This is a genomic window from Streptomyces sp. NBC_01013, from assembly GCF_045162765.1.
Taxonomy (GTDB): domain Bacteria; phylum Actinomycetota; class Actinomycetes; order Streptomycetales; family Streptomycetaceae; genus Streptomyces.
The window spans coordinates 3,377,986-3,390,560 of sequence record NZ_CP108687.1 but is presented as its reverse complement, the minus strand read 5'-3'; the positions used below and the strand labels follow the sequence as shown (position 1 = coordinate 3,390,560).

Here is a 12,575-nt window from a genome sequence, read left to right as displayed (position 1 = left end):
CTCTGAAACCACAGGAGTAGAAGTGAAGCGCAGCAAGAACCTCCGCGCTGCGGACGCCAAGATCGACCGGGCGCGCAACTACGCCCCGCTCGAGGCCGTCCGTATCGCCAAGGACACCGCCTCCACGAAGTTCGACAGCACCGTCGAGGTCGCGTTTGCCCTGGGTGTTGACCCTCGCAAGGCCGACCAGATGGTCCGTGGCACCGTGAACCTCCCGCACGGCACCGGCAAGACCGCCCGGGTCCTGGTCTTCGCGACCGGTGACCGTGCTGCGGCCGCGGAAGCCGCGGGCGCCGACATCGTCGGCGCCGACGAGCTCATCGACGAGGTGGCGAAGGGCCGTCTGGACTTCGACGCCGTCGTCGCGACCCCGGACCTCATGGGCAAGGTCGGCCGCCTCGGCCGCGTGCTCGGCCCGCGTGGTCTGATGCCGAACCCGAAGACCGGCACCGTCACCCCCGATGTCGTGAAGGCTGTCAACGACATCAAGGGCGGCAAGATCGAGTTCCGCGTCGACAAGCACTCGAACCTGCACTTCATCATCGGCAAGACCTCGTTCGACGAGACCAAGCTGGTGGAGAACTACGCAGCGGCGCTGGAGGAGATCCTCCGTCTGAAGCCGTCCGCCGCCAAGGGCCGCTACATCAAGAAGGCCACGCTGGCCACCACGATGGGCCCCGGCATCCCGCTGGACTCCAACCGCACCCGTAACCTCCTCGTCGAGGAGGACCCGGCGTCCGTCTGAGCCTCCGCGCTCGTACGACCGCCGTGTCACGTGTGACATTGACGGGCCCCGCAACCTTTCGAGGTGCGGGGCCCGTCCTCGTATGTACGTACCGGTGGCTGTCGGTGCCGTGCGTTAGCGTGCGGGTCACAGAGAGCCGAACGAGGGGTGGAAGCGGACATGAGGACCAGTACCGTACGGCGCGTGGGTGTGGCCGTGGCTGTGGCAGCGGCGCTGACGTCGGTCGGGGCCTGCGGCGGGTCGGACGACGGGGGCACGTCCAAGGGCAAGGAGCAGAGCCGCGGCAGCGGCGTGGTGAAGGCCGACGCGATCTCCGCGCTGCTCGATGTGCAGAAGAAGACCGGCGCTGCGAACTCGGCGAAGGTCGAGGGCACCACGGTCATGGGCAGTGCCATGTCCATGAAGCAGTCGGGGGCGCTGGACTGGAGCGACGGCGTCACCGGCTCCATGGAGATCACGTACACCGGCGGCGCCATGGCCGACACCATGAAGAAGGCCGGCGGCAACGGCACGATGCAGGCCCGCTACTTCAAGGACGGCTACGCGGCGGACATGGGCGCGGCCCTCGCCCAGCAGACCGGTGGCAAGCGCTGGATCAGCTACTCCTACGACGACCTCGCCGAGCTCGGGGGCGCCTCCGGGGCGGCGATGAAGGACCAGATGCAGAACACCACTCCCGACCAGGGAGTGAAGTCGCTGCTGGCCTCCGGCGATGTGAAGGAGGTCGGCAAGGAGGAGGTCCGTGGTGTCGCCACCACGCACTACTCCGGCACGGTCGACGTCGCCGAGCTGACCGCCAAGACGTCGAACCTGGACGCGGACCAGCTGGCCGCCCTCAAGAAGCAGTTCAATGACGCGGGGATCACCACGGAGACGGTCGACATCTGGGTCGACGACAACGACCTGCTGGTGAAGAAGAGCGAGCGCGGACAGATGAAGACCGGCGAGCTCAACTCGACGGTGTTCTACAGCGACTACGGGACCAAGGTCTCGGTCGAGCGGCCCCCGGCCGGCGAGACCATCGGGTTCAAGGAACTGCTCAAGCAGCAGCAGGGCGCGACCGGGGGCGCCGCCTCCTGAGTGCGGTCTCGCAGTCCCCGGCGGGTACGGACGACAGCTGCGGCACCTCGCCGCGCCGGCGGACCACCCGGATAAGACCGGTGTGCGGCCGTCCCTCCGCCTCGCGAGGGTCCGGGTCCGACGCCGCGCGCTCATCGGCCGGGGATGACGGGACGGCCCTCTCGGGCCGTCCGGCCGCGCTTTAAACCACCCGGACCACCCGAACCGGGACGGATTTGCTCGGCGCGACCCCTGTCGCGTACTCTTCTGCAGAAGCCAAAGACCGCTGGTCGTTGCTGAAACCCGCAAGGGGGACGGTGACCGAAGGATCCGTTGAATACGGACGACCTGCGCAGGTGACTGTGGAAAAGCTCCCGGACTTCGTTCGGTCGAGCTTCGCCCTGGCGCCTGCGCCGGGGCGTTTCGTCTTTTCCGGGCCCTTTTGAGCGGTCCTCATCACCCGGAAGGAGGCCACGCTCATGGCAAGGCCCGACAAGGCTGCAGCGGTAGCCGAGCTCGCGGACCAGTTCCGCAGCTCGAACGCCGCCGTGCTGACCGAGTACCGGGGCCTCACCGTGGCACAGCTCAAGCAGCTGCGCCGTTCGCTCGGTGAGAACGCCCAGTACGCCGTGGTGAAGAACACGCTGACCAAGATTGCGGCCAACGAGGCCGGGATCGACACGCTGGACGACCTGTTCGCAGGTCCGACGGCGGTTGCCTTCGTCACCGGTGACCCGGTGGAGTCGGCGAAGGGTCTTCGTGACTTCGCCAAGGACAACCCCAACCTCATCATCAAGGGCGGTGTCCTTGACGGTAAGGCGCTGTCCGCCGATGAGATCAAGAAGCTCGCGGACCTCGAGTCCCGCGAGGTTCTGCTCGCCAAGCTGGCCGGTGCCATGAAGGGCAAGCAGACTCAGGCTGCGCAGCTCTTCCAGGCTCTGCCGTCGAAGTTCGTCCGCACTGCGGAAGCTCTTCGTGCCAAGCGGGAAGAGCAGGGCGGTGCCGGTACTCCGGCTCCCGCCGAGGCCGCCGAGTAATTTCGCTCAGCGGTCCAGCGGGCTCCACGTACGCCCGCCGACATATACATCCGGCACCTGCCGAATAGTGGAAGGACGCCATCATGGCGAAGCTCAGCCAGGAAGACCTGCTCGCCCAGTTCGAGGAGCTCACCCTCATCGAGCTCTCCGAGTTCGTTAAGGCCTTCGAGGAGAAGTTCGACGTCACCGCCGCCGCGGCCGTCGCCGTTGCCGGTCCCGCCGGCCCGGGTGCCGTTGCCGACGCCCCGGAGGAGCAGGACGAGTTCGACGTCATCCTCACCGCCGCCGGTGACAAGAAGATCCAGGTCATCAAGGTCGTGCGTGAGCTGACCTCCCTCGGCCTGAAGGAGGCCAAGGACCTCGTCGACGGCGCCCCGAAGCCCGTCGTCGAGAAGGTCGCCAAGGAGGCCGCCGAGAAGGCTGCCGAGTCCCTCAAGGCCGCCGGCGCTTCCGTCGAGGTCAAGTGACCCTGCGAGTCTTCTGACTCGTCTGGACCCCCGTGCCGCGAGGCGCGGTCGTCACATCGCGAAAGGCGATCACCCGTTCGGGTGGTCGCCTTTCGGCGTACCCGCGGCGGGTGCCTTGCTCTTCCCGTGGTGACGAGTATGGTGATCTTCGCCGTGCGCCTCTCACAGCGGCCACGGGCGGCGCCGAGGGGCGACGGACCCGGCTCGCGGGGCCCGTCCCGGCTGGGGGGCCTTGACGAACCGCACGAGGCGCGCAATTCTCAAGGCGCGTCGTCACATCGATCCGAATCCGAGGCATGGATCGATGGCGAAGAGGGCAGTAAAGAAGAGCGCACCTCGCGCAGGGCTAGACATAGGTGTTGAGAACAGCTGTTGAGAGCAACGTGGGTCTCTGAGAACCCCGACTGGACATCAGTGTGCCGCTTGGCTACACTGACCCTTTGCGCTGCCTGTTAGCTGCCTCCTGCCCGTCACCAGGGGCATACCCATCTTGTGCACCGTGGAACGTTCCTCCCTCACCGGGGATTTTCTGTCCACCTGTCCAGTTTGGGACCGGTACGCGCGTAGTGAGTCCGAGCCCTCGGAAGGACCCCCTCTTGGCCGCCTCGCGCAACGCCTCGACCGCGAATACGAACAACGGTGCCAGCACCGCCCCGCTGCGCATCTCTTTTGCAAAGATCAAGGAGCCCCTCGAGGTTCCGAACCTCCTCGCGCTGCAGACCGAAAGCTTTGACTGGCTTCTCGGCAACGCCGCCTGGAAGGCTCGCGTCGAGGCTGCTCTGGACAGTGGACAAGACGTCCCCACCAAGTCCGGCCTGGAGGAGATCTTCGAGGAGATCTCACCGATCGAGGACTTCTCCGGGTCGATGTCGCTTACGTTCCGCGACCACCGCTTCGAGCCCCCCAAGAACTCGATCGACGAGTGCAAGGAGCGCGACTTCACGTTCGCCGCCCCGCTCTTCGTCACGGCCGAGTTCACCAACAACGAGACCGGCGAGATCAAGTCCCAGACGGTCTTCATGGGCGACTTCCCGCTCATGACCAACAAGGGCACCTTCGTCATCAACGGCACCGAGCGTGTCGTCGTGTCGCAGCTGGTCCGCTCGCCGGGTGTCTACTTCGACTCCTCGATCGACAAGACGTCCGACAAGGACATCTTCTCCGCCAAGATCATCCCGTCCCGGGGTGCCTGGCTGGAGATGGAGATCGACAAGCGCGACATGGTCGGTGTCCGCATCGACCGCAAGCGCAAGCAGTCCGTCACCGTCCTCCTGAAGGCTCTCGGCTGGAGCACCGAGCAGATCCTCGAGGAGTTCGGCGAGTACGAGTCCATGCGCGCCACCCTGGAGAAGGACCACACCCAGGGCCAGGACGACGCGCTGCTCGACATCTACCGCAAGCTCCGCCCGGGCGAGCCGCCGACCCGCGAGGCCGCTCAGACGCTGCTCGAGAACCTCTACTTCAACCCGAAGCGCTACGACCTCGCGAAGGTCGGCCGCTACAAGGTGAACAAGAAGCTCGGCGCCGATGAGCCGCTGGACGCCGGGGTGCTCACCACCGACGACGTCATCGCGACCATCAAGTACCTGGTCAAGCTGCACGCCGGTGAGACCGAGACGACCGGCGAGTCCGGCCGGGAGATCGTCGTCGAGACCGACGACATCGACCACTTCGGCAACCGTCGTCTGCGCAACGTCGGCGAGCTCATCCAGAACCAGGTCCGCACGGGTCTGGCTCGTATGGAGCGCGTCGTGCGTGAGCGCATGACGACCCAGGACGTCGAGGCCATCACGCCGCAGACCCTGATCAACATCCGGCCGGTCGTCGCCTCCATCAAGGAGTTCTTCGGCACCAGCCAGCTGTCGCAGTTCATGGACCAGAACAACCCGCTGTCGGGTCTCACCCACAAGCGCCGTCTGTCGGCTCTTGGCCCGGGTGGTCTGTCCCGTGAGCGGGCCGGCTTCGAGGTCCGTGACGTGCACCCGTCCCACTACGGACGCATGTGCCCGATCGAGACCCCTGAAGGCCCGAACATCGGTCTGATCGGTTCGCTCGCCTCGTACGGCCGCGTCAACGCGTTCGGCTTCATCGAGACGCCGTACCGCAAGGTCGTCGACGGCCAGGTCACCGACGAGGTCGACTACGTCACGGCCGACGAGGAAGACCGTTACGTCATCGCCCAGGCGAACGCGACGCTCTCCGACGAGCTGCGCTTCACCGAGCCCCGCGTCCTGGTCCGCCGTCGTGGCGGAGAGGTCGACTACGTGCCCGGCACCGAAGTCGACTACATGGACGTCTCGCCACGCCAGATGGTGTCCGTCGCCACCGCGATGATCCCGTTCCTGGAGCACGACGACGCCAACCGTGCCCTCATGGGCGCGAACATGATGCGGCAGGCGGTGCCGCTCATCAAGTCGGAGGCGCCGCTCGTCGGCACCGGCATGGAGTACCGCTGCGCCACCGACGCCGGTGACGTGCTGAAGGCCGAGAAGGACGGTGTGGTCCAGGAGGTCTCCGCGGACTACATCACCGTGACCAACGACGACGGCACGTACACCACGTACCGCATCGCGAAGTTCATGCGCTCCAACCAGGGCACCTCGGTCAACCAGAAGGTCGTCGTCTCCGAAGGCGACCGGATCGTCGCCGACCAGGTACTCGCCGACGGACCGGCCACCGAGAACGGTGAGATGGCCCTCGGCAAGAACCTGCTCGTGGCGTTCATGCCGTGGGAAGGTCACAACTACGAGGACGCGATCATCCTGTCGCAGCGCCTCGTGCAGGACGACGTACTCTCCTCGATCCACATCGAGGAGCACGAGGTCGACGCCCGTGACACCAAGCTCGGCCCGGAGGAGATCACCCGGGACATCCCGAACGTCTCCGAAGAGGTCCTCGCGGACCTCGACGAGCGCGGCATCATCCGCATCGGTGCCGAGGTCACGGCCGGTGACATCCTCGTCGGCAAGGTCACGCCCAAGGGTGAGACCGAGCTGACCCCCGAGGAGCGCCTGCTCCGCGCGATCTTCGGTGAGAAGGCGCGCGAGGTGCGCGACACCTCGCTGAAGGTGCCGCACGGCGAGATCGGCAAGATCATCGGCGTCCGCGTCTTCGACCGCGAAGAGGGCGACGAGCTGCCGCCGGGCGTGAACCAGCTGGTCCGCGTCTACGTCGCGCAGAAGCGCAAGATCACCGATGGTGACAAGCTCGCCGGCCGTCACGGCAACAAGGGCGTCATCTCGAAGATCCTCCCGATCGAGGACATGCCGTTCCTGGAGGACGGCACCCCGGTCGACATCATCCTCAACCCGCTGGGTGTCCCGTCCCGAATGAACCCGGGACAGGTCCTGGAGATCCACCTCGGCTGGCTCGCCAGCCGCGGCTGGGACGTCTCCGGCCTCGGTGACGAGTGGGCCAAGCGCCTGCAGTCCATCGGCGCCGACCAGGTCGCCCCCGGCACCAACGTCGCCACGCCCGTCTTCGACGGTGCGCGCGAGGACGAGATCACCGGCCTCTTCCAGGCCACGATCCCGAACCGCGACGGCGACCGCCTGGTGCAGCCCTCCGGCAAGGCCCAGCTCTTCGACGGCCGCTCCGGCGAGCCGTTCCCGGAGCCGGTCTCGGTCGGCTTCATGTACATCCTCAAGCTCCACCACCTCGTCGACGACAAGCTGCACGCTCGTTCGACGGGTCCGTACTCCATGATCACCCAGCAGCCGCTGGGTGGTAAGGCTCAGTTCGGTGGACAGCGCTTCGGTGAAATGGAGGTGTGGGCCCTTGAAGCTTATGGCGCCGCTTACGCCCTCCAGGAGCTGCTGACGATCAAGTCCGACGACGTGACCGGCCGCGTGAAGGTCTACGAGGCCATCGTCAAGGGCGAGAACATCCCCGAGCCCGGCATTCCCGAGTCCTTCAAGGTGCTCATCAAGGAGATGCAGTCGCTCTGCCTCAACGTGGAGGTGCTGTCCTCGGACGGCATGTCCATCGAGATGCGCGACACGGACGAGGACGTCTTCCGCGCGGCGGAGGAGCTCGGTATCGACCTGTCCCGGCGCGAGCCGAGCAGCGTCGAAGAGGTCTGACGGGTTGGCCGGCCGGATCCCAGTGATCCGGCCGGCTCTCCCCGGACCCGTTCAGACCATTGCTGAAGTGCCCCGATTTCTCGCGTGAAGCGAGGGGGCTCGAACCCCCGAAAGAGGGATTGACGACAAGTGCTCGACGTCAACTTCTTCGACGAGCTGCGGATCGGCCTTGCCACCGCGGACGACATCCGGACCTGGTCCCACGGCGAAGTGAAGAAGCCGGAGACCATCAACTACCGCACGCTCAAGCCCGAAAAGGACGGACTCTTCTGCGAGAAGATCTTCGGTCCGACCCGGGACTGGGAGTGCTACTGCGGCAAGTACAAGCGTGTCCGCTTCAAGGGCATCATCTGTGAGCGTTGTGGCGTCGAGGTGACTCGCGCCAAGGTGCGTCGTGAGCGCATGGGCCACATCGAGCTTGCCGCTCCCGTCACCCACATCTGGTACTTCAAGGGCGTCCCGTCGCGCCTGGGCTACCTGCTGGACCTCGCGCCGAAGGACCTCGAGAAGGTCATCTACTTCGCCGCGTACATGATCACGTTCGTCGACGAGGAGCGCCGCACCCGCGACCTCCCGTCGCTGGAGGCTCACGTCTCCGTCGAGCGTCAGCAGGTCGAGAACCGTCGCGACTCGGACCTCGAGAACCGCGCCAAGAAGCTCGAGACCGACCTCGGCGAGCTCGAGGCCGAGGGCGCCAAGGCCGACGTGCGCCGCAAGGTGCGCGAAGGTGCCGAGCGTGAGATGAAGCAGCTGCGTGACCGTGCGCAGCGCGAGATCGACCGTCTCGACGAGGTGTGGAGCCGCTTCAAGAACCTCAAGGTCCAGGACCTCGAGGGCGACGAGCTGCTCTACCGCGAGCTGCGTGACCGCTTCGGCACGTACTTCGACGGCTGCATGGGCGCTGCCGCCCTGCAGAAGCGCCTGGAGTCGTTCGACCTCGACGAGGAGGCCGAGCGCCTCCGCGAGATCATCCGTACTGGCAAGGGCCAGAAGAAGACCCGTGCGCTCAAGCGCCTCAAGGTCGTCTCCGCGTTCCTGCAGACCAGCAACAAGCCCAAGGGCATGGTGCTCGACTGCGTGCCGGTCATCCCGCCGGACCTGCGTCCGATGGTGCAGCTGGACGGTGGCCGCTTCGCGACCTCCGACCTGAACGACCTGTACCGCCGTGTGATCAACCGCAACAACCGCCTCAAGCGTCTCCTTGACCTCGGTGCCCCCGAGATCATCGTGAACAACGAGAAGCGGATGCTGCAGGAGGCCGTCGACGCGCTGTTCGACAACGGCCGCCGTGGTCGCCCGGTGACCGGTCCCGGTAACCGCCCGCTCAAGTCCCTCAGCGACATGCTGAAGGGCAAGCAGGGCCGATTCCGTCAGAACCTTCTCGGTAAGCGTGTGGACTACTCCGCGCGTTCCGTGATCGTCGTCGGCCCGCAGCTCAAGCTGCACCAGTGCGGTCTGCCCAAGGCCATGGCGCTGGAGCTCTTCAAGCCGTTCGTGATGAAGCGCCTGGTGGACCTGAACCACGCGCAGAACATCAAGTCGGCCAAGCGCATGGTCGAGCGCGGCCGCACGGTCGTGTACGACGTCCTGGAAGAGGTCATCGCCGAGCACCCGGTTCTCCTGAACCGTGCGCCGACGCTGCACCGCCTCGGCATCCAGGCCTTCGAGCCGCAGCTGGTCGAGGGCAAGGCCATCCAGATCCACCCGCTCGTCTGCACCGCGTTCAACGCGGACTTCGACGGTGACCAGATGGCCGTGCACCTGCCGCTCTCCGCGGAGGCGCAGGCCGAGGCCCGCATCCTGATGCTGTCCTCGAACAACATCCTGAAGCCGGCCGACGGCCGTCCCGTCACCATGCCTACGCAGGACATGGTGCTGGGTCTGTTCTTCCTGACCACCGACGGCGAGCTCCGTGACACCAAGGGCGAGGGCCGCGCGTTCGGCTCCACGGCCGAGGCGATCATGGCGTTCGACGCCGGCGAGCTGGCGCTTCAGTCGTCCGTCGACATCCGCTTCCCGGTGGGCACCATCCCGCCGCGTGGCTGGGTGCCGCCGGTCGCCGAGGAGGGCGAGCCCGAGTACCAGCCGGGTGACACCTTCCGGCTGCGGACGAGCCTGGGCCGCGCGCTCTTCAACGAGCTGCTGCCCGAGGACTACCCGTTCGTCGACTACTCGGTCGGCAAGAAGCAGCTCTCCGAGATCGTCAACGACCTCGCCGAGCGCTACCCCAAGGTCATCGTGGCGGCGACGCTCGACAACCTGAAGGCGGCGGGCTTCCACTGGGCGACCCGTTCCGGGGTCACCGTCTCCGTTGCCGACATCGTCGTGCCCGAGGCCAAGAAGGCCATCGTCAAGGGCTACGAGGAGCAGGACGAGAAGGTCCAGAAGCAGTACGAGCGCGGTCTGATCACCAAGGACGAGCGCACGCAGGAGCTCATCGCGATCTGGACCAAGGCGACCAACGAGGTTGCCGAGGCGATGAACGCGAACTTCCCCAAGACGAACCCCATCTTCATGATGGTTGACTCGGGTGCCCGAGGAAACATGATGCAGATGCGTCAGATCGCCGGTATGCGTGGTCTGGTGTCGAACGCCAAGAACGAGACGATTCCCCGTCCCATCAAGGCGTCCTTCCGTGAGGGCCTCACCGTTCTGGAGTACTTCATCTCCACGCACGGTGCCCGTAAGGGTCTGGCGGACACCGCCCTGCGTACCGCCGACTCGGGTTACCTGACCCGTCGTCTGGTGGACGTCTCGCAGGACGTGATCATTCGCGAGGAGGACTGCGGCACCGACCGTGGCCTCAAGCTGAAGATCGCGGTCAAGGGTGCCGACGGCGTGCTCCGCAAGACGGACGACGTCGAGACCTCGGTGTACGCCCGCATGCTCGCCGAGGACGTCGTCGTCGACGGCAAGGTCATCGCTCCTGCCAACGTCGACCTCGGTGACGTCCTGATCGACGCCCTGGTGGGCGCCGGCGTCGAGGAGGTCAAGACCCGTTCGGTCCTGACCTGTGAGTCCGCGGTCGGCACCTGTGCCTTCTGCTACGGACGCTCGCTCGCCACCGGCAAGCTGGTCGACATCGGTGAGGCGGTCGGCATCATCGCCGCCCAGTCCATCGGTGAGCCCGGCACCCAGCTGACGATGCGTACCTTCCACACCGGTGGTGTGGCCGGTGACGACATCACCCAGGGTCTGCCCCGAGTCGTCGAGCTCTTCGAAGCCCGTACGCCGAAGGGTGTCGCCCCGATCTCGGAGTCCGCCGGCCGGGTCCGGATCGAGGAGACCGAGAAGACCAAGAAGCTCGTGGTCACGCCGGACGACGGCAGCGACGAGATTCCCTTCCCGATCTCCAAGCGCGCCCGTCTGCTGGTGGGCGAGGGCGACCACGTCGAGGTGGGCCAGAAGCTCACCGTGGGTGCCACCAACCCGCACGACGTGCTGCGGATCCTCGGTCAGCGCGCGGTCCAGGTCCACCTGGTCGGCGAAGTCCAGAAGGTCTACAACTCGCAGGGCGTGTCGATCCACGACAAGCACATCGAGATCATCATCCGGCAGATGCTCCGCCGCGTGACGATCATCGAGTCCGGCGACGCGGAACTCCTGCCGGGCGAACTCGTCGAGCGTTCGAAGTTCGAGACCGAGAACCGTCGTGTGGTCCAGGAGAGCGGTCACCCCGCCTCCGGTCGTCCGCAGCTGATGGGTATCACCAAGGCCTCGCTGGCGACGGAGTCGTGGCTGTCCGCGGCTTCCTTCCAGGAGACGACCAGGGTCCTGACGGACGCGGCGATCAACGCCAAGTCCGACTCCCTGATCGGCCTCAAGGAGAACGTCATCATCGGTAAGCTCATCCCGGCCGGTACGGGTCTGTCCCGCTACCGCAACATCCGGGTCGAGCCGACCGAAGAGGCCAAGGCCGCGATGTACTCGGCCGTCGGCTACGACGACATCGACTACTCGCCGTTCGGCACGGGCTCCGGCCAGGCCGTTCCGCTGGAGGACTACGACTACGGTCCGTACAACCAGTAAGCGAGTCGCTTGATACGACCGGAGGGCGGTCATCCCGTACACACGGGGTGGCCGCCCTCCGACGTTTTCGGAGACGGAACGCCGGTCGGTGCCTCTCAGCGCTGTGGTGTCAGAAAGGGACGGAGGCGGTGCAGGCGGGTCGCGTAGTCCGGGTGGGAGGCAAGCAGTTGCGCGCCGGGCCCGGATCGTGTGACGGCACCCCTGGGCCCGGTTGTGCCAGGGGCCGGAGACGTCGGCGTTCCGGCGTTTTCCATGGCGAGCAGAACCTCCGTCAGCATGGGTGCGAAGCCGAGCGAGGCCGCGTGCACATCTGCGCGAAGCTCGGCACGCCTGCTCAGCGCCGCCGTCGCGTAGGGCAGGAGAAGGAGAACCAGCGGGACACCGCCGAGCAGCGCGGCGGCCGGCCCGAGCAGCATGAAGCTGGATCCGGCGAGCAGGACCGCGGTGACCAGACAGGAGCCCCGCACCATCACGCTGTCTGTGCTGCTGAGCACCGCGTGCCCGGCCCGGAAGGCCGCCCGGCAGGGCAGCCCGTACCAGCGGCCTGCGAGCGTGGACCAGCTGTGTCCGCCCGTGTGGTGGCCCAGCTCGTGCGCGAGCACGGCGGCGAGCTGGGCACTCGGCAGGCTTTCCACCGCGAACCGGGTGACGCCGACAATGTGGCCTGCGGCTGCGTAGGCGTTGAGGTTCTCGGTGTTCTCGATCCACAGACGGTAGCCGTCGCCTTCGATCCCGGCGCGTCCGGTCACCTCGCGCCAGACCGGTCCGAGCTTGGCGAGCTCGTGGGGGAGGGGATAGCGGAACCCCAGCACATAGCGGGCGTACAGATCCTCCGTGGGGCGGTGGAAGACCAGCAGCCCCGAAACCAGCCAGAGTGTGACGGGGAGCCAGAGCGGTAGGCCCCAGGCGAGTTCGAAGAGCCGGCCGACCACGAGGACCATCCCGAGACTGAACGCGAATGCGGGCAGGTGCAGGACCAGCTGGCCCAGGGTGGTGGGATCGGCTCGCCTCTGGCGGGCGGCGATGTACAGCCGTTTGCCGGGTGCGTGGAGATACTCGAGGTCGTCCACCAGGCCGAGGTCACCGGGCGTCCGGGGTGCGCCGTCCGGGGGCCGGGCGGAAGCGCCAGTGATCCGTTTCCGGCGGTGGGGAGGTT

7 protein-coding genes are annotated in these 12,575 nt (G+C 66.6%); 6 read left to right on the top strand and 1 reads right to left on the bottom strand.

Annotated features, from left to right (window positions below; all coding sequences use genetic code 11):
* Window positions 1–22: 22 nt before the first annotated feature.
* The 6 genes from rplA to OG538_RS14425 all read left to right on the top strand — a co-directional run bounded on the left by rplA (window position 23) and on the right by OG538_RS14425 (window position 11,419).
* Window positions 23–745 carry a 50S ribosomal protein L1 gene (rplA, locus tag OG538_RS14450; protein ID WP_406093656.1) on the top strand — a complete coding sequence of 241 codons (723 nt, stop codon included), beginning with the start codon at window positions 23–25 and terminating at the stop codon, window positions 743–745.
* A gap of 159 nt (window positions 746–904) precedes the next feature.
* Window positions 905–1,825: a hypothetical protein gene (locus OG538_RS14445; protein WP_406093654.1), complete on the top strand. Its 921-nt coding sequence runs from the start codon at window positions 905–907 to the stop codon at window positions 1,823–1,825.
* Between the two features lie 458 nt (window positions 1,826–2,283).
* The gene (gene rplJ, locus OG538_RS14440) at window positions 2,284–2,841 is read left to right on the top strand and encodes a 50S ribosomal protein L10 (protein ID WP_148020214.1); all 558 of its coding nucleotides are present in this window, start codon (window positions 2,284–2,286) and stop codon (window positions 2,839–2,841) included.
* 83 nt (window positions 2,842–2,924) lie between these two features.
* The gene (gene rplL / locus OG538_RS14435; RefSeq protein ID WP_306082939.1) at window positions 2,925–3,308 is read left to right on the top strand and encodes a 50S ribosomal protein L7/L12; all 384 of its coding nucleotides are present in this window, start codon (window positions 2,925–2,927) and stop codon (window positions 3,306–3,308) included.
* A gap of 596 nt (window positions 3,309–3,904) precedes the next feature.
* The gene (rpoB, locus tag OG538_RS14430; protein WP_406093651.1) at window positions 3,905–7,390 is read left to right on the top strand and encodes a DNA-directed RNA polymerase subunit beta; all 3,486 of its coding nucleotides are present in this window, start codon (window positions 3,905–3,907) and stop codon (window positions 7,388–7,390) included.
* A gap of 129 nt (window positions 7,391–7,519) precedes the next feature.
* Window positions 7,520–11,419: a DNA-directed RNA polymerase subunit beta' gene (locus OG538_RS14425; RefSeq protein ID WP_406093649.1), complete on the top strand. Its 3,900-nt coding sequence runs from the start codon at window positions 7,520–7,522 to the stop codon at window positions 11,417–11,419.
* Window positions 11,420–11,514: 95 nt separating this feature from the next.
* Here the strand turns inward: OG538_RS14425 and OG538_RS14420 are convergent, their stop codons facing one another.
* A complete protein-coding gene (locus tag OG538_RS14420; protein WP_406093647.1) occupies window positions 11,515–12,489 on the bottom strand; it encodes a M48 family metalloprotease in 975 nt (324 codons plus the stop codon).
* Between the last annotated feature and the right edge of the window lie 86 nt (window positions 12,490–12,575).

What these genes read in the sequence shown, in the direction of transcription:
- rplJ (WP_148020214.1), top strand. Translation starts at nt 2,284, where the DNA reads ATGGCAAGGCCCGACAAGGCTGCAGCGGTAGCCGAGCTCGCGGACCAG.
- OG538_RS14445 (WP_406093654.1), top strand. Translation starts at nt 905, where the DNA reads ATGAGGACCAGTACCGTACGGCGCGTGGGTGTGGCCGTGGCTGTGGCA.
- rplL (WP_306082939.1), top strand. Translation starts at nt 2,925, where the DNA reads ATGGCGAAGCTCAGCCAGGAAGACCTGCTCGCCCAGTTCGAGGAGCTC.